We start from the raw sequence: 23,344 nt of genomic DNA, 5'->3' as shown, positions 1-23,344 counted from the left end.
CATGTCTGACACGCTATTAGAACTCAAAGGTGTATGCCGTTCATTCCTCGCCGGAGACCAAGAACTTACGGTATTGAATGACGTAGATCTCTCAATTAGACGCGGCGAAATGGTTGCCATCATTGGTACATCAGGGTCAGGAAAGTCGACACTGATGAACATTCTAGGCTGCCTCGATAAACCGTCTAAAGGGCGCTACTTTATCAATGGTCAAGATACGTCCACGATGGAAAACGATGCACTCGCCAAACTACGTCGTGAATACTTCGGCTTTATATTTCAACGTTATCACCTGCTGAGCGATCTCGATGCAATTGGTAATGTCGAAGTTCCTGCCATTTATACCGGCGAAGACAGTGCCAGTCGAAGGGAAAGATCCAAGCACTTACTAAGTCGCCTTGGGTTAGCCGATCGCTTAGACCATCGCCCTAGTGAACTTAGTGGTGGTCAACAGCAACGAGTCAGTGTCGCACGCGCACTTATCAATGGCGGCGATGTAATCCTTGCTGATGAACCAACAGGAGCATTAGACAGCAAGAGCGGCGAAGAAATGCTGCAATTGCTTCAAGAACTCAATAATGAAGGTCACACCATTATTATCGTCACGCACGATAAACACGTGGCCGAATTTGCTGACCGAGTCATCGAAATCAAAGATGGGTTAATCATTAGTGACACCCAAAAAGAAGAGAGCCAACCTACGAGCATTCCCAGCCCCAACAACCAGATCGTAACCAATAAAAGCAGGTTTGGATGGGATCGCTACCTAGAAGCACTAAAAATGGCGCTGTTAGCCATGTCCAGCCATCGGTTGCGAACATTTCTCACCATGTTAGGCATTATCATTGGTATTGCGTCGGTGGTGTCTGTAGTGGCTTTGGGTGAAGGATCGCAGCAAGCAATTTTAAAAAACATCAGTTCTATGGGCACCAACACCATTGATATACGACCGGGGAAAGGGTTTGGTGATCGGCGCTCTGGACGGGTAAAAACGTTATTACCCAGTGACGCAACGGCTCTCACATCACTGCCCTTCGTCGATAGTGTCACTCCGTCAGTGAGTACCAATGTGACTATCCGTTATACCAATCAAGCGGTTACCGCAGGTGTGAATGGCGTCGGCCCTGACTACTTCCGGGTTAAGGGTTATACGTTAGCCAGTGGACAATATTTTGATGATTCCAGCGTCGAAACACTAGCCCAGCAAGTTGTGATTGACTACAACACCAATAAAGAGCTCTTTCCAAAAAGTAACGCGATTGGTGAAATCATTTTCCTTGGCGACCTACCTGTACGTATTATCGGCGTGACAAATAAGTATGAAAGTACCTTTGGCAGTAACGATTCTTTGCGGGTTTGGGTGCCCTATACTACGGTATCGGGACGTATGATGGGGCAACACTATCTCGATAGCATTACCGTTCGTGTCGATGACCAATCATCAAGTAGCGCCTCGGAACAAGCCCTTGTTAACTTGCTCAAAATGCGTCATGGCATACAAGATTTCTTTACCATCAATACCGATACTATCCGCCAAAATATTGAAAAAACCACCGCAACGATGACGCTGCTTATCTCTGCAATTGCGGTAATTTCTTTGATTGTCGGCGGGATTGGTGTAATGAATATTATGTTGGTATCAGTAACAGAACGCACCAAAGAAATTGGCGTGCGAATGGCAGTGGGTGCGAGACAAAGTGACATCTTACGTCAATTTCTCATCGAAGCCGTTTTAGTCTGTTTATGCGGAGGAGTATTGGGCATCGGCCTTGCGTACCTCATTGGCATGATATTCCAATATACCGGTGGCAGTTTCCAAATGATTTACTCAACCACTTCTATCGTTGTGGCATTCTTATGTTCGACGCTTATTGGTGTTCTATTTGGCTTCTTACCTGCACGAAGCGCCGCTCGACTCGATCCGGTAGAAGCATTATCAAGAGATTAACCCATGAATAAAAATAACAAGCTTACGGTAAAGTTAGGTTTAGTCGGCTTAAGTTCGATTCTCATGATTGGGTGCAGCTCAACTCCCGAACACATGACAGTGGAAGAAGTCACGACAATACCAGAGCATTGGGCCGTTGAAAGTAACCCTGTAACACATATCGATCCTTGGTGGTTGAAGTTCAATGATCCCAAATTAACAGAATTGATTAACACAGTACTCAAGGAAAATGATGACCTTGCCCTTGCGACACTGACATTGCGAATAGCACGATTGAATGCCGGTTTAACCTCGAGTGATAAATACCCGCAGATTTCATCCAGCATCGATGGGTCCAAAAGCATCGGATTAAGTTCTGGCAATACATCAAATCGCTATGCCGCCGATGTATCACTGAGCTATGAACTCGATCTTTGGGGACGAGTGTCCTCAGAAATAGAAGCCGATCAATGGTTAGCAATGGCAAGTGCCGAGGATAGAGAAAGTACCGCTCAATCACTCGTTGCAACCAGTGCATCTCTGTACTGGCAAATTGGCTATTTAAACACTCGAATTACACTGAGCGATAAAAGCTTAGATTACGCACGTCAAACGCTCGCTCTCACGGAAAAACAATACCGCTCGGGTGCCGTTTCCCAACTTAATGTATTGGAGTCCAAACGTAATCTAGCGGGACAAGAAGCCAACCATAGTGAACTGCTTCAACAACGTGTTGAAGCCTCTAACTCATTGGCTTTCCTACTTAAACAGACGCCAGAAAACACATTACAGTTTGTCGATACTTTGTCGACGGCTGAGTTACCCGAAATAACAGCTGGATTACCCGCGGATATTCTAGCTCGTCGCCCGGATGTAAAAGCGGCACTTTACGAATTAAAGTCGGCACTTTCCGATGAAAAAGCGACAACAACCGCCTATTTCCCAACCCTGACATTGACGGGCTCAATCAGTGATAGCAGCACAAGTCTTAGTGAACTGTTGACGGATCCACTCGGAACATTAGGGGCCAGCTTGGCGTTGCCATTCTTACAATGGAATGAACTGAAGCTCAATCAAGAAGTCAGCCAGTTAGAAACTCAAGCGGCTTTGATCATTTATCGTCAAACGCTCTACAGTGCCTTTGAAGATGTGAATAATGCATTGTCTGCTCGTTCACACTATCAATATCAAGGGATAAAACTTGATGAACAATACCAAGCTGCGCAGGCCACCGAGCGGATCTACGCAAGTCAATATCGGCACGGGGCAGTCAGTATTCAAGATTGGTTAGATGCCCAAGAAACATTACGTGAAGCGGAAGAAAGCCTACTTGAAAACCACTATAATCAATACAATGTTCAAGCAACTTTGTATCAAGCCCTTGGCGGAAGGGATATCGCTCCACAAGTCTCCACCGAGTAAACGATCGCCTCAGCCGAACACCACTTTCGGCTTCCTTTTTATCTTATTTTTCGAATTCACAATTAAGTGCTTGATTTAGATCACACTTTGTACGTATAAATAGAGTTCGGTTTTCACACGATGAACGTATATATGGATATATCTGTTTTATTGGTCTTTATACCAACCTTTTTCTTTGTTTCTGCCACTCCAGGAATGTGCATGACTCTTGCTCTCACACTAGGGATGACCATTGGTGTGCGTAAAAGTATGTATATGATGGCCGGTGAGCTTATTGGTGTTGGACTCGTCGCAAGTGCTGCCATTATTGGCGTTGCCGCTATTTTGTTAAACCACCCGCAAATATTTCTGCTATTAAAAACGGCTGGCGCAGCGTATCTATTTTACCTTGGCACTCAAATGTGGCGTTCACGAGGAAAACTGGCGATCCCAGAAGATTTAGACGCAAAACTCGAGCCCTCTTTCTATAGCTTAGCGAATCAAGGTTTTATTACTGCGATTGCAAACCCGAAAGGGTGGGCATTTTTTATTGCACTATTACCTCCCTTTATCCAAACAGATCGTGCGTTACTACCTCAAGCCAGCATATTAATTAGTATTATTCTGTTGTTTGAATTCATCTGTTTAATGCTTTATGCCACAGGTGGACAAACCTTACGAAAAGCACTTCTCAACAAAAATAACGTTGTATTGATGAATCGAATTTCAGGAACGTTAATGATGGGCGTTGGTGTGTGGCTGGCATTAGGGTAAGTCTTAGGGAACTATAGACTAACGCAGCTAGAAAATACCCTATGGTCATATTTCTAGCTGCTTTTGGAAGCTAGCATCTGCATCTGGACAAGAAAGGCCTCAGTAAAACATTTCTCCACTATCGACATCAAAATAGATCTTATCGCTGACGCGCAATCCTCCACAATAAACAAAATACACATTTCGTTCCTTGTAGTTTATCGAACGCATCCACCCTTGTACCTCTTCAAAGTCTTCTGGAGTGCATATTTTCTCTTTGATCAAACTGTCTGTGATCGTAAAGAATTTTTCTTTATACATATGAAAATTATCGGATTTTCCTATGTAACTGGTGAGCATTTCATCTCGTTCTTCTTTGGTTATTATCGGCACCCAATCAACAACACCATCCATTTTGATCCATTCGGCGTACTCTTTATCCCCATCATTTAAGGTGTAGTAACCCGAAATTCGCCCCCAACCATCTTTAATTTCGATGACATTGATTGATTCACTCTTATAGAGATAACGGTCTGGGTAAACTTTGTCATCAGGCTGATTTCGCACTGGCAAACGCCTCTGATTGACAAAATAATACGTATTTACACGTGTTGAAACAGCAGGCTCTTGCGGAGCTTGGTTCGCTTGAGCGTTAGCTTCTTCTAGTTTTTGAGCCTCTTTCGCTGCCAATTCTGCTGCCGCTATAGCCTCTTGCTGGGGTTTCTTCACAAACAAATAATAACCGGCACCAGCAGCTCCTAACCCTAATAAGAGCAACACAACCATCAATACCTTTTTCATATTTCATCCTTATAGCTTCATGGCTTTATATCGGCAGCGAAAGAAAAAGCTTAACCTATTCTCAAAACCCTCAAATCTCATGGCCATGCTCTCGCCCCTTAGAGAAGTCGACACAAAGTCTCATCCTATTATCGATGTTATTTTTCAAAACGAATTCTAAAAAACTATCCCTATAGAAATAGAGGCTATTCCACCTTGTTTATATACACTGTAGGATGATGAATCATATTGTGCCATCTGCCGCACCAATAAAACGCATTATACGACTCGATGCACAAGTGTAGTGCTAATACGGTGTTGTCACGGTAGCAATGCCAGTCGTGGTGGGGAATGCGAACTTGGCTTGAAACTTGTAGTTCCAAAGTAACCCTCGCTGAAATATCGGACATTTAGGAGATTGAATAGATGCAAGACACATTAACTATTGTGTTAGCTGGAGGTATGGGATCTCGTCTCGCACCATTAACTGATGATAGAGCAAAACCCGCGGTTCCTTTCGGGGGCAAGTATCGAATTATCGATTTCACTCTTACTAACTGCCTTCATTCGGGTTTACGAAAAATATTAGTGCTAACGCAATACAAATCACACTCGCTCCAAAAACACCTCCGTGATGGGTGGTCCATTTTCAACCCTGAATTAGGCGAATATGTCACTGTCGTACCCCCACAAATGCGCAAAGGTGGTGCATGGTATGAAGGCACTGCAGATGCTATATATCACAACCTATGGTTACTAGAACGTAGTGACGCAAACTACGTGGTGGTACTGTCCGGCGATCATATCTATAAGATGGATTACGCCGCGATGTTAGAAGAACACAAACAAAGCAATGCATTGTTAACCGTTGCCTGTATGACAGTCCCTAGGAATGAGGCATCGGCATTTGGCATCGTCGGAGTTGATGGCGATGAACGCATTACTTCTTTTGTCGAAAAGCCTATCGATCCATCTTCCATCCCTGGCGATCCCGATAAAAGTCTCGCGTCAATGGGAATCTATATTTTCAATATGGAAATCTTAAAACAAGCCTTGGAAAAAGATTCTCTGGACGAAGGGTCAAATCACGACTTTGGTAAAGATATTATCCCTCAGTTGATTGATACTCAGTCTGTTTTTGCCTACAACTTCTGCGGCGATAAGGGGCGTGTAGCAAAAGATAATTACTGGCGTGATGTCGGCACTATCGACTCTTTCTATGATGCCAATATGGATCTTCTAGAACCTGTTCCACCGATGAACCTTTATCAACGCGATTGGGCAATTCGCACTTATGAACCGCAGTTTCCACCCGCTCGTACGGTTTCGTCTGTTACAGGAAACGAGGGCATTTTCATTAATTCAATCATCGCTAACGGTGTCATTAATTCGGGTGGTTCGGTTCAGCATAGTATTATTTCGTCAAACGTCGTCATCAAAGACAGCGCCACCTTGATGAATTGTATTATTTTCGATGATGTCGAAATAAACGAAGGGTGTCAGTTGATCAACTGTATTATTGATAAACACGTTCGCGTCCCCGCTCACACTCAGATTGGAATCGATAACGCAGAAGACGCGAAACGCTTTCATATTTCTGAAAAAGGCATCGTCGTCATTCCAGAAGGTTACGAATTCTAAATACCTTTCTCAGCAAACACCGTATGATGTTGTTACGGTGTTTCACTGGCATTTATCAGACATTCGCAATGATTTCAAAACGGCGTCTCAAATAATTGGGCTAATTATTTGATTACCGTCCTACATATCGTATATAACGTTGAGTACGTCATCAATCTAGGAAATTGAACAATGCAAAAAACAACACGAATCCTTCCTGCAAACAAACACGTTGCACTGGTTGCACACGATCACTGCAAAAAGGATTTACTCCGCTGGGTTGGCAACAATAAAAGCGAACTGCAAAAGCATTTTCTTTATGCCACTGGAACAACTGGACATATTTTAAGCCAAAAAATGGGTCTCGCTATAAAATCGTTAATCAGCGGACCAATGGGGGGAGATCAGCAGCTTGGCGCTCTTATTGCAGAGGGGAAAATAGATATCCTTATCTTCTTTTGGGATCCCCTAAATGCCGTTCCGCATGATCCGGATGTTAAAGCACTATTACGTATTGCCAGTGTTTGGAATATTCCAATTGCAACGAATGAAGCCTCTGCAGACTTTATGTTCGCGTCTGATTTACTAGACCAAGAAGTTACCATTGAAATTCCCGATTATCAGGCTTATCTCGAAGAGAGAAAATAACGCACATTACTTCGATTTTGAGACATCATAATCACCGGATAATAGCTCTTTAACAAAGCTTGAGCCTCCGGTGGTATGAGTCACCCACACCTTCTCTCGAGCTCGAGTGAGTGCGACATAGAATAACCGCCTCTCTTCAGAGTCGGGATAGTCGTCACCATTATCCACCAAAACAGCGTCTAAAGATTGAGTCTTGTTTCGCAGTGGAAACTGCCCTTCATCGACATTAACAACAATAACATAGTCAGCTTCAGCGCCTTTGCTTCCATGGCATGTCATAAAGCTCAGGTTCAATTGTCGATATGTCTCTTCCCAATCAGAGAGTAACTCCGGACGCTGACTATTGGTGCGAGCTAAAAACAGGACTGACTTTCTGACATCAGCACCTCGATTAATTTGATCAAGTATTTTTTCAATGCTCGTTTGCGGCGCAACAAAGACACTGTTACGTTTACGCTCAACCACACTGTTTAATGTCTTGATTAATTGATTCGGATTTCGCTGCACAAACTGATTAGCCACTTCACCAATCTTGTTATTAAAGCGATACGTCGTATCGAGCTCACTGATCGTTGAATTAGCAAAACGCTCTTTAAACTCAGTGGTCAAAGAAACATTTGAGCCCGCGAATTGGTAAATCGATTGCCAGTCATCACCAACGGCAAAAAGCGTTGCTTTTCCTTTGTCTTGACGGCATAAGGCATCAATAAGCTCGAGTCTAGCCGGAGAGATATCTTGATATTCATCCACCATAATAAAGCGCCAAGGAGATTTAAATTTTCCTTTTTTAATATAACGAGTCGCTTTACTGATCATGCTGTCAAAATCTAACTCACCACTTTCCTCTAGCATCTCTTTCCAAGCTTTATAACAAGGCCAGCATAGAGCCAATTCGCTGTTTAAACGAGTATAATCAGCATGGTCAATGATCTGCTCTTGCAGCGCCTTTTTGCCTTTACCTAGCATCGCCAATTGCTCTAACTGCCTAAGCAGCCACTGGATTAGCTTCGGGTCTTCAACATGACTTCCTAGCTCTTCATCGCCTTTAATATACGCAATCGGCCACTGCCCAAGGTGTTTCTGCCAGCGTTTAAAATTAGTCGGTGTCATCCAATGCTTCTTAAGCCATTCTGCACACCATTTCGTTTTTTTCTTTGCATCCGTAGCAATTGAAGAGATCTGTACACGCTGCTCTTCGACCTGATTAATAATCGCCAGCCCTAACTGATGAAAGGTATTAATTTGCACATGATTCGCAGCTGGTCCCACTTTCCCACGAATACGAGTTTCCATCTCTTTTGCCGCATCTCGCCCAAATGCGAGCAATAAAATATCATCGCCAGTGGCGAGATCGGATTCCAGTAAATACGCAACTCGAGCAGTCAACACACTGGTTTTTCCCGAGCCAGCCCCAGCCAATATCAAGTTGTGATCGTCATTCATCAAAATTGCTTTCTGTTGAGAAGTATTTAATGGAGAACTCTCAAACTCTGAAAACAACGTACTCCATTTTGGGCTCTCTTGGACTAACCAATCTTGGTTTCGTACATCTAATTTCGATGCTGAGTGATCAAACCATTCACTAATGTTACCCATTAAATCGGGAATGCGTTGCTGGATTTCTTCCATCGACATCTCAAGTGACTCGAGGTCCTTGGCAACTGATACACACCATTCCATCAGCATTGAGTGACGTAAAAAGCCTGAATTGAATTCAAGTTGATGTAACTGCTTACGCCAGCGAGGATAAAATTCGCGTAATTTTTGGCATTGATCTTCGTGCCACTGTTCGTAAGACGTAATTGCGTTTTTTGCAAATTCTCGACATTTTGACCAAGGTAAGCCTTGCACTACCCATGCATATCGGCTCCCATCTTTAGGCTGAGAATAAAAGACCAACTGCCCCCAAAAAATGCCACGTTGAATATGAATGGAACCATCCCACACGCTGAATGGAATTTGCTCTTCTATCAAGGCTGAACTGACAATGACCGTGTCATTGTCGAGTTCAACCTGACAATATTCATCATTAATAAAATATTTTGCAGTCTGATTTGCCTGTAGCTGCATGCTGAAAACTCTCTTCTGTATTTGGGGGTATGTTAACTCAAACGAAAAAAACGACCAAAAAATGTGATTGTTTTCTTGGGACAATTCTCATGTAAATAGTCTTGCTGCGCTATTTCAATCCGACCTATCTTGTTTTATTCTAATATACTATTGTTCTTTCTTAACTGTTGACTTCCAGTGTCTCTCCTAAATTCATTCACACATCATCTACGAAGCTATTTGAACAACAAAACCATTAACTACGCACTAATGATTTTAGTTGCTCTATTGGGTGTCGTCATCCCCACTTGGTTTTATCAAGCTCATGTTTGGATTACACCGCTAATCTTAGGCGTTATTGCCGCAGCGCTGGCAGAACAAGATGATGGCCTGATTGGGCGATTTAAAGCAATTTCATTCACACTTCCCTGCTTTGCCATTGCGACCTATTCCATTGAAATATTGTTCGACTATCCAGTTTATTTTGCCATTGGGTTATTTATTTCCACTTTTGGCTTCACCATGCTTGGCGCGATCGGCAGTCGTTATGCCAGCATCTCCTTCGGATCATTGTTGATCGCAATCTACACCATGATTGGAGCCAACCAAAATGGCAGCGATTGGCTTCAGCCTATATTGCTGCTTACAGGCGCTATTTGGTATTTCATTGTCTCGACGATTTGGGCTGTGGTCGCACCTCGCCAGCCTATGCGCCACAGTCTATCGTTGGTTTTCGAAAATATCGCCAATTACCTCGATCTCAAAGCTGAGTTATTTCACCCATCGGATGATTTTTCACCTCAACCTTATCGCATCAAAGAAGCAAACCTTAATGCTACCACTGTAATTGCATTAAATAACTGTAAAACAACGTTTTTAACGCGTTCCAAACGTGGCAATATCCACACCAGTCAAAACCGCTTTCTCAATATTTATTTTCTCGCACAAGATATTCATGAACGTGTAAGCTCCACTCATTACCGCTATCAAGATCTCGCCGCTCAATTTGAACGCAGTGATGTGCTATTTCGCTTTAAATATGTCATTGAATCCCTCGCCAGTTCTTGCCGAGACGTAAGCAAATCCATCAAACTCGATCACGCTTACCAACATGATGCTAACGTAACGAAAGCACTGACTGAATTGCAGCGTTCTCTCGACCATTTAAAACAACAGTCAAATCCTGAGTGGCATTCTCTACTTAACCAGCTGGGCTATTTATTCGACAATTTAGCGACCGTCGCGAAGCAACTCGACAATATTAGTCAACCTACAATTGAAGCATTGGATGAAAGAGATTTAGATGATCACAATGTCCACAACTTAGAAAATATGTGGCGACGCGTTAAAAGCAACTTAACGCGTGAGTCACTATTATTTCGACATGCAATAAGAATGTCCGTTGCCTTGACCGCTGGATACGGGGTAATTCAAGGATTAGACTTATCACTCGGGTATTGGATATTACTCACTACATTATTTGTATGCCAACCGAACTATGCCGCGACAAAGCAGCGTATTACGCTGCGCATAATTGGGACAATTTCCGGGCTGATTATCGGAAGCGTGTTGCTTTCTCTGTTTCCTTCACAAGAAAGCCAGGTTACTTTTATTGTCGTGTCTGGCGTACTTTTCTTTTCATTTAGAATTAACAACTACGCTTTTGCAACGGGATTTATCACCATTTTAGTCCTGTTTTGCTTTAGCCAGCTTGGAGCGGGTTTCAATATTATTATCCCGCGATTATTTGACACCGTTATTGGCTGTGTTCTCGCCGTACTTGCGGTCGCGTTTATTTTACCCGATTGGCATGCACGAAGGTTACACATCGTAATGGCAGAAGCGATAGAAAAAAATAGAGTGTATCTTGCACAGATCATTGGTCAGTATCGCATTGGAAAAAAAGACAGCTTATCCTATCGAATTGCCCGACGCGAAGCACACAATCAAGATGCGGCGTTAACGGCCGCAATCAATAACATGCTTGCAGAACCGGGACGTTACCATACTGCGACTGACGAGAGCTTTCGCTTTCTAACTCTCAATCATGCCTTACTTAGTTATATCTCCGCCCTAGGAGCACACAGAGACCGTCTGGAAGATGAATCTGTCCACAAGCTAATTTTGGACTCGCATCGAGTTATTCATCAACATTTAGCTCTTGTGCACCAGCAGCTACAACAGCAATCTCCCACCTGCGACACGAGAGAGATTGACAGTAAAGGACTGCAACAACGACTTGCCAGTTGGCGTGATGACGATGACAGCTCCGCTAAGTTAGTGTTACAACAATTGCACCTTATTTATCAAGCACTGCCTGAGCTTCACTCTCTTGCATCTAAGTTGGCGGCTCGTACACGCTAATACCAGCGATTAGGGAATTCCAAATTGACTTTCAGAAGATTGACACTTTGTGGACAAGACCAAACCTCGTTACAAATTCGCAATTCCCAAATGCTTATTAACATTGTGTTTGGTGAATGAATCAGTAAAATGCCAGCTTCAATTTGATTCTGGTTTAATTCATGCCTCACCATTTAAAGAAAAATAACTTAGTAAATGAGCAAGAAACTTGCGCGTCGAGCCCTTCGTCGAGTCAGGTCGCGGCATCATTGCCAAAAAGTGGATCACTTAACGAAAAACTCGTGGATAAGCGCTGGAATTCAATTGATGATGAGGCAATCAAAAACGCTCTATTCGATTCCTATACCCAAAATAACATGGCGTGTTATCGGCAAAATATTGAGCACTTTATCGGCACTGCAAACCTGCCGATAGGCTTAGCCGGACCACTACTCGTGAATGGTCAGTATGCTTCTGGAGAATACCTTGTCCCACTAGCGACCACAGAAGCGGCATTGGTCGCCTCCTATGATCGTGGCGCAAGCCTTATCCATGCCGCGGGCGGAGTTCAATGTATTATCGTAGATGAAGGTGTCTCCCGCACTCCTTGTTTTGTGTTCAACGACGTTATCGAAGCAGCGCATTTCGTCACTTGGGCAAGTAGCGAGTTTAATCGCTTCACTTTAATTGCAGAACAAACTACGTCACACGGTAAAGTTAAAAAGATCGATGTTCAAATTGAGGGAAACTATGTCTTCTTAGTATTTGAATATTTAACCGGTGATGCATCTGGACAAAATATGGTGACCATCGCCACCAACGCGGTCTTCGATTACATTAAACAGAACTCACCTGTTGCCATAAAACATGCGTATCTAGACGGCAACCTTTCAGGAGACAAAAAGTCCAACACCAATACCCTTCTTAAGGTGCGTGGAAAGAAAGTGATTTCTGATATCTCCATTCCTCGAGCACTTGTCGAGAAATACCTTCATACCACACCTGAGGAAATGGTTAAGTTTGCTGAGATCTCAACCTTAGGAGCGATGCTCAATGGCTCTGTTGGGGTGAATGCACATTATGCAAACGGCCTTGCTGCACTGTATATCGCGTGTGGCCAAGATGCGGCATGTGTTGCTGAGTCAGCGATTGGTGTCACTCGAATGGTTTTAAATGAACAAGGTGATCTGTATGTCACCATTACCATGCCGAACATTATGGTGGGTACCGTTGGCGGTGGAACCGGACTGCCAACACAAAAAGCGTGTCTCGACATTCTGGGCGTATATGGCTCAGGCGGAGCAAAAGCGTTGGCAGAAATTACTGCAGCGACATGTTTAGCTGGCGAATTATCGATTGTCGGAGCATTTTGCGCGGGGCATTTTTCAAGGGCACATCAAAAGCTAGCTCGTGGAAAAAACACCCACATCTAATACGTAGCGTTCAATACCTAGCCCTAAAGCTTATAAAGCCAAACGACACAAGGCCGTTTGGCACATTACTTTTAATCCATCGCTAAATCGGGCCATAGCGTTTTAAAATCCATACACTCTTCTAGGGCATCAGCTAAACGATCAATCGCCTCAAGCTGTTTGTTCTTGTGGTTATAACCGGTCAATGTCGTTCCATTTACCCAATTGGCGATCAAACCGATTACGTCAGGGTTATCTAACACTCCATGCAAATAGGTTCCCGCTATCTGGCCACATTCGCTGATATATCCATCGTGTTGCCCATTTGATAAGGTAATCAAATGTTGAAGTGAGCTTTGCTCATGGGCACAACTGACACCAGAATGAATTTCATACCCCGAAACCAAGGCCTCTGATGTACCAATGACGAGCGTACCCGATACATTCGCCAATTGTTTTTGCTCGGTCAGTTCAGTATCCATATCCAATAAGGATAAACCTGAACTGCTTCCCGCGGCACTTTCTACACCGCTAGGATCATCAACCTTATGCCCCAACATCTGAAACCCACCACAGATACCGAGTACTTTTCCGCCATAGCGAAGATGACGTTTAATATCGCGATCCCAACCTTGTTGAAAAAGGTATTCAAGATCTGCGCGAGTCGATTTACTGCCTGGCAATATAATCAAATCGGCATTATCTAATCGCTCGCCCTTACCAACGTACCGCAGTGATACTTGAGGGTGATTGCGGAGCACATCAAAATCGGTATGGTTGCTAATACGAGTAAACACTGGCACGACAACATTAAGTTTTGCTTCACCTTCCAAGTTTTGACTGGAGTTGATGGCATCTTCTGCTTCGATATCCAACCCATGTAAAAAGGGAATCACACCCAACACTGGCTTGTTGGTCTTTTCTTCCAACCAATCTAAACCCGATTGCAATAACGCGATATCTCCCCTAAAACGGTTTATCACGAAGCCAACCACACGATTTTGCTCGGAAGGTGATAACAATTCTAGCGTGCCATATAAATGAGCAAAAACGCCACCTCGATCTATATCTGCTACGATAATAACCGGAATATCAGCTCGCTCAGCAAACCCCATATTGGCGATATCATTGGCTCTTAGGTTAATTTCCGCGGGGCTTCCGGCACCTTCAATCATAATACTGTCAAATTGTTCAGAGAGTTGCGAAAACGAATCTATCACCGTTTCCATCGCAACCTTTTTATAATCGTGATAACTGGTCGCTTCCATATTACTCAATGCTCGACCTTGTAGGATCACTTGCGCACCAGTATCACTGTTAGGCTTTAGCAGCACCGGATTCATATGCACATTCGGTTCAATACCACAGGCTAATGCTTGTACCGCCTGTGCTCGACCAATTTCTCCACCATCTGCTGTCACTGCACTATTTAAAGCCATATTCTGTGGCTTGAAGGGGGCAACCTTAATATTTCGACGTGCTAATACACGACACAAACCCGCGACTAAGACGCTTTTCCCAGCATCGGAAGTTGTACCTTGAACCATTAAGGCTTTAGAGCTTTGTTCCATATGAAAATCCTTACGAACCCACTCAATATTCGTTGTTACCAGCCTCAATAGACGGCACATTTTGGATGGATTTAACACTAAATCGATGAATATTTATAAATATTGGGCCTAATCCTAAACGTTTCGTGTATTTGTGGCTATCCTATAATGTATAAACCAATGTTTTATCAAATTAATACTGTTATAGAAAATAGGAATAAAGATGACTTGTCGCGCGTGGAATATCGCTTTCTCCGGAATGTTATGTCTGTTTTCATCAACAGCGTTTGCGAACAATTTTAACTACAACTTTTTCGAATTCCGAGCCTCTTCGGGACCACAATCTATTGGCGCAGAGTTTACTACTTACATTCAAGAAAACTTTCATACCGTCGGTCGACTTGATAAGCGCTTTAACGAAGCATTCGATCTCGCAGGAGGAATCGGGTTTAATGGACCAGCCGGTCCCTTTGTGGATGTTAATGGGCAACTTCTTGTTCACTATACCAAAGCAAATAAAAACGACCATGACGATGGCATGATGCTAGAACTCAATGTCGGCGCGCGAGCTTGGTTAACACAAACTCTTGAAATTCATGGAAAGTTAGGCCAAATAAATGAAGGCGGATTGATCGAAGGTGGGGTTCGTTTCCACTCAACATCGCAACTTACCTTTGGCGCACAAATTAGAAATAATGGGTTATGGGGCCCACAAACAACACTCGGTGTTCGTTTCGAATTTTAAGGATAAAAATGGCAGCTACACCAATCAACAAAAGCAAGGATATCTGTCGGTATTTATCCTCTGAAATGAAGCTTCGCGTAAAAATAGAGTTTGGTCCACATGACACTTATCAATTCACTACGCGTTTAATCGGTTACAAAGCCCATCAATATTTAGCGCTCGATTACCCTCGTTCAGTACACGAAGCACTGCTGGTTCGTACGCTCAGTAATAGTACAGTTGTGCTTCGTGGTATGTGTGATACTGAACTCGGTCATATTGTCGCTTTTGAGACTTCGATTCTGCAAAGTACATTACAACCTTTTCCAATGCTTTTTGTCCGCATGCCTCATCATTTCGTGACTAAGCCCATTCGTCAGCATAAACGAATTAAACTATCGCTACCGGCAACCATTAATCACCAAGATGGATATCGAAAGATCGACGGTACGCTGGTCGATTTCTCCGTGTCAGGGTGTGGCGTACTAGTGAGCGGCGATGATGCAGTAACAAGCGATAATTTTTTACAGAAAGATCTTTCAGTATCAATACACAGTCCTCTCACGACCGTTTTAGGTGCTCACATCGATACACGTGTAGCCAATATGGTAAAACAGCCTAACGGCCACTTTGTGGGACTTCGTTTCTTCCCTCCATTGACCATCAATGAAGAGCTTAAAGACGTACTATTTGAACACACTGTTTTGGATAACCTAACGCATTAATCGCTGTAGTTGATTCCTTCAATATACCTGTTCAATGAACTCAAATAGTTAGAGCCCAAATCAACAACTGTTAATTTGGGCTCTATTTATTGCTTATTAAATTAGGACTCGTTATTTAGAACTTAACTTCTAAATTAGTTGAAGCGCCGAATTGATTCTCACCGGCATACGATGCGCCAAGATCAAAACTAACGACATTAAACGGACTAAATCCTATGCCGGCAGTAACACTATTTTCCATCGATCCAACCATATCGATTTCGTAGCCAGCTCGTAGCTGTGCCCAACCCCATGCATTTCCTTCAATACCAAAACGAGCAAATTGTGTATCGTCTTCACTCATAGAGAAGCGCTCTTGCTCAGTAAGGTCTAAATCAACAGCCGCAGTAAAAAAGTCTGACACATACGCACCTGACACCACGACCTGAGGATCTAAGGTGTAGTTATCTTGGTTGTCGTAGGTCTTAATTTCTTGCTTAAACATATCTTTAACTGCAAGCCCAACACGATAGTCACCTTTTAACCACACAGCACCTAAATCAAGGTTAAATGCACTCTTTGACACTTCACTTTCATCGAAATCTTCAACATCAAACTCTTCAACTGTGACGGTTTGTTTATAGGTTCTTAAACTCTGAATTTTAGGGCTAACACCGAATGAGAAACGTTCGCCATTAATCATAGCCATTTTCGCTAACGCAAGACCCACTTCACTGTAGCCGAATGCAACAAGATCGACAGAAGAAGCATTTATTCGGTTATCTAACGTTTCGGCATCATTTGCACCTGTCGCGTAATTGCTTTCATTCACATCAGCGACCAATTCCATATAGGCGCGAGCAAAAAGATTTACCGAGACAGATTTAACTGGTAACGCGACTGCCAAGCCAGCACCAGCTGTGACTCCGATTGCGCTATTATCAACCAGATCATCAAGTTGAGTGTTCAACTCAGAAACTGTATTCGCATCGATACTCGCAAAGTTTGAATTGTCTACAGCTTCGTTAAAGTCATCGATAAGAGTTTGAATATCATCAATATTAGATAAAGATTCATCGGGATCGTTAGCATTTACGTTCAAGCCAAGAAGTACGCCAATGTTTTGATCATCACGATACACTGCTGTCAATGCAGGGTTATAGAAAGGAGCAACAACGAAATCGGCGCTGGTTACCCCAGTATTACCCATTGCGTTACCACGCGCATCAGCAACCCATGTCGCTGAGTACACTGAAGAACTTGCAATAAACCCAGCAACCAGCACTGCTATTTTTGTGTATTGATTCATACTTTTTAACCTTATTTGCTGAAATATCATCTCAAGGTTAAGAATAGTACAAATTATCTAATTGCTAATGTTTATATATTCAAATAGCCGCTTTTTTGAATATTCATCTCTTACAATTGCTTCTTTTTTGATCTTCGGCAACTTTTTCAGACGATACTCAACCTGTAAGGCCACAGAATGATCCCCTATCTCCATCGTCCAAACGAGTTCAAGGGGTGTTTTTCCTCGTAGTGCTTTCGCGCCAGTTCCATTTTGATGTTGCCGAAGGCGTCGTGCAACATCAACACTGATCCCACAGTACAAACGTTGATCTGGCGTTCGAATAAAATATACCGACCATATCGATTGGTTCGGCATAGGTTAGATAAGTTGGTCTAGCTGTTCAGTTAATCGCGCTACCTGAATTTTTAGTTCCGCGACATCTTGTTCAAGTGCGAATACTCGATCAGAGTCTTTTGTATCCAATAGCGCTCCACTCACATTTTCCGATTGGTAATGTGATATATCGTCATCAGAAAAGCATTGCATAAAACGAGATTCACGCTTTCCAGGCTCACGCTCTAATTTCACCACATACTCTTTTGTAAGCAGCTCTTCGAGCACAGACTCTGTTTCCTTAACATCGGCAAACTGGCACATCCGATTCGTTCGAGTACGCAGTTCCCCGGGAGTCTGTGGGCCACGTAGCAATAAACAACTCACAACCCCTAGCTCTTGTTCACTGAGTTGTAAGTCGCCAAATTCGGTATTGCAAAAACGGTGTTGGTACTTACTGGTACGACTATTAAAACTGCTCTCATCACTGACAAGTCGACGAGAAATTAAGCCTTGTAGGGCATCTAATACTTCTGCATCTGACAAGTCCATAACAGGATCACGGTTGCTTTTTTGATTGCATGCCGATGTCAAACTATTGAGAGTAAGAGGATAGTAATCTGGCGTTGTGACTTCCTTTTCTAATAGACAACCAATAACTCTTGATTCTATTTTGGTTAACGCTTGCGGCATACTTCGCTCCTTTCAGCTATATTAATGTTCTTGTTGCAGTTTAATCTTAATCACATTACCTGCATTATCCATAACAATAACATTTGATCGTTGTAATTCAATATCAGTGATTAACTCTTGCTCTCGAGCAGTAAGATACGCTTTAGCAAGCATATTTTTTTTGGGTAATGCTTTTGGTAAGTCTTTTACTTTAGGAAAAATGATGTTGGAAGGCTTCATCATCAATACACCGTGTCCAGCCGAAATTTTAGTGGGCACAGTATAAAACTTTTATAACGATAAATAGAAGTATTGATGTGAAGCCCATTTCCTAGACAAGCAACATTTTGATTGATGTAAAGACTATTCGTGACGCCAATGATGTGATTTAATCAAGATAATCTCTTTAAATAACAACTAGGAATAGTTTATGAATAGCGTATTTGAAATAGTGTCACTCGCACGTCGTAAGAACAGATTAAAGCGCGAGCTTATTGATAATGAAAAGAAAGTTCGTGATAACAACAAGCGTGTTGACTTACTTGATAACCTTTTAGATTACATCAAACCAGAAATGACGCTCGAACAAGTGAATGCCATCATAAAAAATATGAAATCTGATTACGAAGACCGTGTCGATGATCATATTATAAAAAGTGCAGAAATATCTAAAGAACGCCGTGATATCAGTCGCCGCATTGCTCAACTAACAGAGCAAGACAAGCAACAAACTCACCCTAAAAAATAGTGAGCAATAAATTCTAACAAGCGGAATACATAAAGTGCCCAAATTCTGGGCATTTTTATTGCACACAAACCGCAAAAAAGAGATGGATTATGTGTACCTTTACAACACGCTGCCCGAACTGTAAGGGCATGAATCGCTTGCCTATAGAACGTTTAGAAAATCGCCCTTTGTGTGGAAAGTGTCAACATCCATTGATTGATGGTGATGCATTCGAAGGAACAGAGAACAACCTATCGGCGATACTATCTGGACATCTTCCTGTTGTTATCGATTTTTGGGCACCATGGTGTAATCCTTGTATTGGCTTTGCTCCTGTATTTCAAGATATGGCAAAAGAAATGGAAGATAAGGCCCGCTTCGTCAAAATAGATACCGAAGCTCAGCAGGCGCTTGGAGCTCGTTACCAAATTCGAAGTATTCCCACCATAATGGTCTTCAAAAATGGAAAGCAACTTGACATGATTAATGGTGCTTTACCGAAATCTCAGTTTTCTCAGTGGCTTGTTCAGGCCTTATCTAAACAGCCAATCTAAATTAATTCGCCACGCAGAAGACGGCTCTTCATAAAACATATAGAAATAAAATGCGCCTTCACGTAAAGCAACGTGAAGGCGCATTTTTATCAATCAACACTCTCTTTTAGGAAATGGTCGACTTACTTAAAACCAACCACCAGACGTTGCAAACTTTCAAGCCGACTCACCAGTCCATCTGTACGCGAAACTGAACTTTCAGACAAAGATTGAGTCGCATCTAAAGCAGTTTTCATTCGGTGAACATGATCCACCATTCCCTGAGTTACTTGAACTTGATCTGAAATAGCTTTATAGGTTTCGTTGCTTTGCTCACCCATCTTCTTCAAGTCATCTACGATCGCCTCGCATACAGCTTTACCTTCTTGGGACTTAAGAACGCTGCTTCCCGATGCTTCTTGTGCCGATTTCATTAGATTTCCGGTAGAATTGACCGTTGTTTGCAACACTTCAATTTTATCTCGAATATCTCCAACCGATGAACTGGTTTTCTCAGACAATGCTCGCACTTCATCTGCAACGACCGCAAAGCCTCTTCCTGTTTCACCCGCTCTAGCAGCCTCTATTGCGGCATTTAATGCCAATAAATTCGTTTGCTCAGCAATACCTTGGATCATCCCCAAAATAGCTTCAATACCACCAACGTCGGCATACAGTTGCTCAAGTGCTTGCTGAGACTCTGAAAGCTCTGCACTTAAATCTTCTACAGTTTTCACTGCATCGTTGATCGTTTCAACGCCTGATATGCCCATTTGACGAGCTTTACTCGCGAATTCAGAGCTTTGACGAGCTTGCTCAGCAACCTCATCTATCGCCTGTAACATTTGGTCAGAAGATTCTGCAATCGCTTCTGTAGCATGATATTGTTCTGCTAATTCACGTTCTATTGATTTGCTGCTCGCTGATTCATCTTCGGCAGAAGTCAAAAGATAACTCGTCGTATCGTGTGCTCGTGCAGTTACAGCTCGTAGCTCCGCTTTCTTCATAATCAAGGCGAGTTCGATAGACGAAACGTCGTCACAATACCCAGTATAGGGATACTCCATTAGAGGGTTATCATACCCCTCTGAAGCGATAGATTGGACGGCTTTAAATCGTGAATGTAAATTAAACAAAGTGAATAGCTGCCCAACAAAAGCTAAAGACAATAACGAGAATCCGACTTGGTTGGAAATAATGTTGGTCAATAACAATGCCATTGCGGCCATCTGTACACCGACAAGTATCATGGTCCAAGTTAACCAATTTTTTCGTCGTACCGTCACTGTGCCAGACTTCATCTTCTTATACAGCGCGGTTGCACGGTTGATCTGTTCGTCGGTAGGTTTTGTCCTTACTGACTGATACTCATGAATTGAGCCATCTGCGCCCTTGATTGGCGTCACAAATGCCGAAACCCAATAGTGTCCACTCCCTTTACATCGATTCTTAACAAGACCCATCCAGCTATTGCCTGCCTGAAGATATTGCCATAACTGAGCAAATGCTTCTTTCGGCATATCACTGTGACGAATCACGTTGTGTGGATGATCGAGTAACTCTTCTTCTTCATACCCTGAAACCTGACAAAAGTCTTCATTGCAGGAAGTAATATGACTACTTGGCGTCGTCGTCGAAATTAAGCTATCACTATCTGAATATTGTGCACGTTCATCGCTCATAGGGAGTCCTTGCAGACTATATAAACTTTGGTTGTTTACATAGTATGTCGATTGTTTTGATTGGCTATTTTTTACTGAAAGCTCAATAAAGATAGTCCATAGCTTAGGAGTGTGCATGTTATGCAATGAGGTATCGTTTAACATCAGCGTATTCTGTTAACTGTGTCAAATTGTTCTGAAGGTTTGGTATATGTTGCACATTGGAATTTACGACTGAAGGTTACACGGCAACTAAATGATGACGACAATAACGTTAGCGTTCTAAATCAGAAACATGAGACGTGATGCTCAGAGTCGATTTGATAATAGAGAATAGAGGGGAAGTGAGATACTTAATGGAGGCGCGTCCCGGAGTCGAACCGAGGTCCACGGATTTGCAATCCGCTGCATGGCCACTCTGCCAACACGCCTAATCATTCTCAAATGGTGCCCCGGGCCGGACTTGAACCGGCACAGCGCGAACGCCGAGGGATTTTAAATCCCTTGTGTCTACCAATTCCACCACCAGGGCAACGCAATATTGCGATGGAGACACCATCAACGAAGAATTTCTTCGTGAGAACGAGGCGTACTTTAACCGATTTACCCAATAGATCAATAATAAAATTTGCTTTTTTATTCAAATGATTAAAAAGCATGCGTCTATGTCGATAACTTATCTAATTTGTTGATTAATTGCACAATGAAGAATGACAAAAATAGCATTGAGCACGTTAGTAAGCTCTAACCGACACCTCGCATTGATACGCCTAACACTTTTTAACCAGCCTTCCCATCAAACTTGGGTTATAAGACCAGCAGTGATCAAACATTGCCATAAGCTGTGGATTTCCATATTTCGATAAACTCACCGCATGAAAACGATTATTTTTCTGCTTCAAGCTCTTCACCTCTGCAAGAACCTCCGGCGACTGTTTAGGTGCTATAAAATCAGAAATAACCACGAGATCCGCATTTGCATAGCGATCATGTTTCATTAATTCTACTGAATGGCTAAGTGCAGGCTCTAAATCGGTTCCGCCTTTAAAGGTGTAACTTAAGAAATCACTCGCCTCGCGTAGGCCGTCTTGTTTGGTTAATTGGTAAGCGATAATTTGAGTAGAAAAGATCATCACATAACAATCTCTGTTTTCTGCTAGCGCTATTTGCATCAATGCATAAGCCGTCGCTTTTGCACATTGCTCAGGAAAGCCTCGCATAGAACCAGACGCATCAATGCAAACAATGAAAGGGCCTTTATCCAATTCATTCTGCTTAGAAGCCACTTTCGTCGTGGTTACTTTTCTCACACGTCTCGACTTACCTTGCATATGATAATTCATTAACTGCTTATCAATTAAGTGCTTGTAAAATACAACTTCTAGCTCTGGGTGAGAAAGAAACAAGGTCTCATTTGGCAGCATCTTATTGAGGTCGTCACCTTCTTCAACTCCAACAATATCATCGGTAGCAAATTGTGAATGCTCCTCTACTAGCTGCAATTCTTCAACCTGAGATTGATGATCATCATCACAATCAAGGTTTTGAGCCATGCGGCCAAGCTGCTCAGCAATATCTTGAATCCCTTTATGCTTCTTTAAGAATTCCGCGTGCTTCTTCATTACTGAAACATCGCCTTTGCTTAACTTTGCCGAAGCCATGTTCCACAATCGCAGGACACTCTGAGCATCATCACTGTTGGTAACGGTATCCATGGTCTGCATGGTCTCAATACGCTGATACAAATCTTCTAGAATCTTCTCTTTGTTTGATTCCAACTCACTTAATTGCGCTTCCTGAACGGCTTTCAATAAACTTTGATACCACTGCTCACAGAAATAATGTGGAAACATGGGGTTGAGGCGACTTTTTTCATTATCAAGCAAACATCTTGCTTCAAGATAAAAAGCTGAATGCCATTCAAGTGGCTTTAAGACATTATCGATCTGCGCATGAAATGTGGCTTCGTTCCAATGTATCACCTCTTGATACAACGCAAGTTCCTGCTTAAATCTGTCAGTTTCTGACACTTTGGTCATTTTCATTTTTACTTGACCTTGCCACTTGAGCAACTGCTGTCGGACAGAACGATTCACATTTTGATTTTCCGCAATTAACATTAACTGCGGCTTTGACATTAATTCATTGACCGCAGAATCAATGATCCCAGACTCTGCAACCATCATTGCTAAATTTATACCATCAACACCCAACAT

20 protein-coding genes and 2 tRNA genes are annotated in these 23,344 nt (G+C 42.7%); 11 read left to right on the top strand and 11 right to left on the bottom strand.

What is annotated here, in order from left to right:
- Nucleotide 1: 1 nt before the first annotated feature.
- The 3 genes from ACWU4D_RS04595 (at nucleotide 2) to ACWU4D_RS04585 (ending at nucleotide 4,102) form a co-directional block, all read left to right on the top strand.
- Nucleotides 2-1,948: a MacB family efflux pump subunit gene (locus ACWU4D_RS04595; protein ID WP_456050216.1), complete on the top strand. Its 1,947-nt coding sequence runs from the start codon at nucleotides 2-4 to the stop codon at nucleotides 1,946-1,948.
- 3 nt (nucleotides 1,949-1,951) lie between these two features.
- Nucleotides 1,952-3,349 (top strand): efflux transporter outer membrane subunit, encoded by a 1,398-nt coding sequence (locus ACWU4D_RS04590; RefSeq protein ID WP_456050215.1) that lies wholly within the window; start codon nucleotides 1,952-1,954, stop codon nucleotides 3,347-3,349.
- A gap of 120 nt (nucleotides 3,350-3,469) precedes the next feature.
- Nucleotides 3,470-4,102: a LysE family translocator gene (locus ACWU4D_RS04585; RefSeq protein WP_456050214.1), complete on the top strand. Its 633-nt coding sequence runs from the start codon at nucleotides 3,470-3,472 to the stop codon at nucleotides 4,100-4,102.
- 99 nt (nucleotides 4,103-4,201) lie between these two features.
- Here the strand turns inward: ACWU4D_RS04585 and ACWU4D_RS04580 are convergent, their stop codons facing one another.
- Nucleotides 4,202-4,882 (bottom strand): hypothetical protein, encoded by a 681-nt coding sequence (locus tag ACWU4D_RS04580; RefSeq protein ID WP_456050213.1) that lies wholly within the window; start codon nucleotides 4,880-4,882, stop codon nucleotides 4,202-4,204.
- A 405-nt stretch (nucleotides 4,883-5,287) separates the two neighbouring features.
- On the opposite strand from ACWU4D_RS04580, the gene glgC reads away from it, so the two are divergent.
- Nucleotides 5,288-6,502, top strand: coding sequence for a glucose-1-phosphate adenylyltransferase (gene glgC / locus ACWU4D_RS04575; protein ID WP_456050212.1), 1,215 nt, complete (start codon nucleotides 5,288-5,290; stop codon nucleotides 6,500-6,502).
- 171 nt (nucleotides 6,503-6,673) lie between these two features.
- A complete protein-coding gene (locus tag ACWU4D_RS04570) occupies nucleotides 6,674-7,129 on the top strand; it encodes a methylglyoxal synthase (RefSeq protein WP_456050211.1) in 456 nt (151 codons plus the stop codon).
- A gap of 6 nt (nucleotides 7,130-7,135) precedes the next feature.
- On the opposite strand, the gene helD is transcribed toward ACWU4D_RS04570, so the two are convergent.
- A complete protein-coding gene (helD, locus tag ACWU4D_RS04565; protein WP_456050210.1) occupies nucleotides 7,136-9,199 on the bottom strand; it encodes a DNA helicase IV in 2,064 nt (687 codons plus the stop codon).
- A 177-nt stretch (nucleotides 9,200-9,376) separates the two neighbouring features.
- Between helD and yccS the strand changes: the two genes are divergently transcribed.
- Both yccS and ACWU4D_RS04555 read left to right on the top strand, forming a co-directional pair.
- On the top strand, nucleotides 9,377-11,542 hold the full coding sequence (yccS, locus tag ACWU4D_RS04560; RefSeq protein WP_456050209.1) for a YccS family putative transporter: 2,166 nt from the start codon (nucleotides 9,377-9,379) through the stop codon (nucleotides 11,540-11,542).
- Between the two features lie 161 nt (nucleotides 11,543-11,703).
- Nucleotides 11,704-12,954: a hydroxymethylglutaryl-CoA reductase gene (locus tag ACWU4D_RS04555; RefSeq protein WP_456050208.1), complete on the top strand. Its 1,251-nt coding sequence runs from the start codon at nucleotides 11,704-11,706 to the stop codon at nucleotides 12,952-12,954.
- A gap of 71 nt (nucleotides 12,955-13,025) precedes the next feature.
- Here the strand turns inward: ACWU4D_RS04555 and ACWU4D_RS04550 are convergent, their stop codons facing one another.
- On the bottom strand, nucleotides 13,026-14,504 hold the full coding sequence (locus ACWU4D_RS04550; RefSeq protein ID WP_456050207.1) for a cobyric acid synthase: 1,479 nt from the start codon (nucleotides 14,502-14,504) through the stop codon (nucleotides 13,026-13,028).
- A 202-nt stretch (nucleotides 14,505-14,706) separates the two neighbouring features.
- On the opposite strand from ACWU4D_RS04550, the gene ACWU4D_RS04545 reads away from it, so the two are divergent.
- On the top strand, nucleotides 14,707-15,228 hold the full coding sequence (locus ACWU4D_RS04545) for a hypothetical protein (protein WP_456050206.1): 522 nt from the start codon (nucleotides 14,707-14,709) through the stop codon (nucleotides 15,226-15,228).
- Nucleotides 15,229-15,236: 8 nt separating this feature from the next.
- Nucleotides 15,237-15,932: a flagellar brake domain-containing protein gene (locus tag ACWU4D_RS04540; protein WP_456050205.1), complete on the top strand. Its 696-nt coding sequence runs from the start codon at nucleotides 15,237-15,239 to the stop codon at nucleotides 15,930-15,932.
- Between the two features lie 115 nt (nucleotides 15,933-16,047).
- Here the strand turns inward: ACWU4D_RS04540 and ACWU4D_RS04535 are convergent, their stop codons facing one another.
- From ACWU4D_RS04535 to ACWU4D_RS04520, 4 genes are read right to left on the bottom strand one after another with little or no spacing between them, the layout of a single operon-like run.
- Nucleotides 16,048-17,220, bottom strand: coding sequence for a conjugal transfer protein TraF (locus tag ACWU4D_RS04535; protein ID WP_456050204.1), 1,173 nt, complete (start codon nucleotides 17,218-17,220; stop codon nucleotides 16,048-16,050).
- A 57-nt stretch (nucleotides 17,221-17,277) separates the two neighbouring features.
- On the bottom strand, nucleotides 17,278-17,577 hold the full coding sequence (locus tag ACWU4D_RS04530; protein WP_456050203.1) for a GIY-YIG nuclease family protein: 300 nt from the start codon (nucleotides 17,575-17,577) through the stop codon (nucleotides 17,278-17,280).
- 3 nt (nucleotides 17,578-17,580) lie between these two features.
- A complete protein-coding gene (locus ACWU4D_RS04525) occupies nucleotides 17,581-18,228 on the bottom strand; it encodes a YceH family protein (RefSeq protein WP_456050202.1) in 648 nt (215 codons plus the stop codon).
- Between the two features lie 21 nt (nucleotides 18,229-18,249).
- On the bottom strand, nucleotides 18,250-18,450 hold the full coding sequence (locus ACWU4D_RS04520; RefSeq protein WP_456050201.1) for a hypothetical protein: 201 nt from the start codon (nucleotides 18,448-18,450) through the stop codon (nucleotides 18,250-18,252).
- Nucleotides 18,451-18,637: 187 nt separating this feature from the next.
- Between ACWU4D_RS04520 and ACWU4D_RS04515 the strand changes: the two genes are divergently transcribed.
- Together ACWU4D_RS04515 and trxC are read left to right on the top strand one after the other, a co-directional pair.
- Nucleotides 18,638-18,955 (top strand): DUF496 family protein, encoded by a 318-nt coding sequence (locus ACWU4D_RS04515; protein ID WP_456050200.1) that lies wholly within the window; start codon nucleotides 18,638-18,640, stop codon nucleotides 18,953-18,955.
- 89 nt (nucleotides 18,956-19,044) lie between these two features.
- Nucleotides 19,045-19,488 carry a thioredoxin TrxC gene (gene trxC / locus ACWU4D_RS04510; RefSeq protein ID WP_456050199.1) on the top strand — a complete coding sequence of 148 codons (444 nt, stop codon included), beginning with the start codon at nucleotides 19,045-19,047 and terminating at the stop codon, nucleotides 19,486-19,488.
- A gap of 122 nt (nucleotides 19,489-19,610) precedes the next feature.
- On the opposite strand, the gene ACWU4D_RS04505 is transcribed toward trxC, so the two are convergent.
- The 4 genes from ACWU4D_RS04505 to viaA form a co-directional block, all read right to left on the bottom strand.
- Entirely contained in the window at nucleotides 19,611-21,149 is a 1,539-nt protein-coding gene (locus ACWU4D_RS04505; protein ID WP_456050198.1) for a methyl-accepting chemotaxis protein, read from the bottom strand.
- A gap of 336 nt (nucleotides 21,150-21,485) precedes the next feature.
- A tRNA-Cys gene (locus ACWU4D_RS04500) sits at nucleotides 21,486-21,559 on the bottom strand.
- Between the two features lie 14 nt (nucleotides 21,560-21,573).
- Nucleotides 21,574-21,660, bottom strand: a tRNA-Leu gene (locus ACWU4D_RS04495).
- 238 nt (nucleotides 21,661-21,898) lie between these two features.
- Complete coding sequence (gene viaA, locus ACWU4D_RS04490; RefSeq protein ID WP_456050197.1) at nucleotides 21,899-23,344, bottom strand: ATPase RavA stimulator ViaA; 1,446 nt, start codon at nucleotides 23,342-23,344, stop codon at nucleotides 21,899-21,901.

Source organism: Vibrio phycocola (genome assembly GCF_053850235.1).
This window is presented reverse-complemented; position numbering and strand designations above follow the sequence as displayed.

Bases quoted from the DNA above. Each gene is read 5' to 3' on its own strand.
- ACWU4D_RS04595 (WP_456050216.1), top strand. From the start codon at position 2: ATGTCTGACACGCTATTAGAACTCAAAGGTGTATGCCGTTCATTCCTC.
- ACWU4D_RS04590 (WP_456050215.1), top strand. From the start codon at position 1,952: ATGAATAAAAATAACAAGCTTACGGTAAAGTTAGGTTTAGTCGGCTTA.
- ACWU4D_RS04585 (WP_456050214.1), top strand. From the start codon at position 3,470: ATGAACGTATATATGGATATATCTGTTTTATTGGTCTTTATACCAACC.
- ACWU4D_RS04580 (WP_456050213.1), bottom strand. From the start codon at position 4,882: ATGAAAAAGGTATTGATGGTTGTGTTGCTCTTATTAGGGTTAGGAGCT.
- glgC (WP_456050212.1), top strand. From the start codon at position 5,288: ATGCAAGACACATTAACTATTGTGTTAGCTGGAGGTATGGGATCTCGT.
- ACWU4D_RS04570 (WP_456050211.1), top strand. From the start codon at position 6,674: ATGCAAAAAACAACACGAATCCTTCCTGCAAACAAACACGTTGCACTG.
- helD (WP_456050210.1), bottom strand. From the start codon at position 9,199: ATGCAGCTACAGGCAAATCAGACTGCAAAATATTTTATTAATGATGAA.
- ACWU4D_RS04555 (WP_456050208.1), top strand. From the start codon at position 11,704: ATGCCTCACCATTTAAAGAAAAATAACTTAGTAAATGAGCAAGAAACT.
- ACWU4D_RS04550 (WP_456050207.1), bottom strand. From the start codon at position 14,504: ATGGAACAAAGCTCTAAAGCCTTAATGGTTCAAGGTACAACTTCCGAT.
- ACWU4D_RS04545 (WP_456050206.1), top strand. From the start codon at position 14,707: ATGACTTGTCGCGCGTGGAATATCGCTTTCTCCGGAATGTTATGTCTG.
- ACWU4D_RS04540 (WP_456050205.1), top strand. From the start codon at position 15,237: ATGGCAGCTACACCAATCAACAAAAGCAAGGATATCTGTCGGTATTTA.
- ACWU4D_RS04535 (WP_456050204.1), bottom strand. From the start codon at position 17,220: ATGAATCAATACACAAAAATAGCAGTGCTGGTTGCTGGGTTTATTGCA.
- ACWU4D_RS04530 (WP_456050203.1), bottom strand. From the start codon at position 17,577: ATGCCGAACCAATCGATATGGTCGGTATATTTTATTCGAACGCCAGAT.
- ACWU4D_RS04525 (WP_456050202.1), bottom strand. From the start codon at position 18,228: ATGCCGCAAGCGTTAACCAAAATAGAATCAAGAGTTATTGGTTGTCTA.
- ACWU4D_RS04520 (WP_456050201.1), bottom strand. From the start codon at position 18,450: ATGATGAAGCCTTCCAACATCATTTTTCCTAAAGTAAAAGACTTACCA.
- ACWU4D_RS04515 (WP_456050200.1), top strand. From the start codon at position 18,638: ATGAATAGCGTATTTGAAATAGTGTCACTCGCACGTCGTAAGAACAGA.
- trxC (WP_456050199.1), top strand. From the start codon at position 19,045: ATGTGTACCTTTACAACACGCTGCCCGAACTGTAAGGGCATGAATCGC.
- ACWU4D_RS04505 (WP_456050198.1), bottom strand. From the start codon at position 21,149: ATGAGCGATGAACGTGCACAATATTCAGATAGTGATAGCTTAATTTCG.
- viaA (WP_456050197.1), bottom strand. From the start codon at position 23,344: ATGTTGGGTGTTGATGGTATAAATTTAGCAATGATGGTTGCAGAGTCT.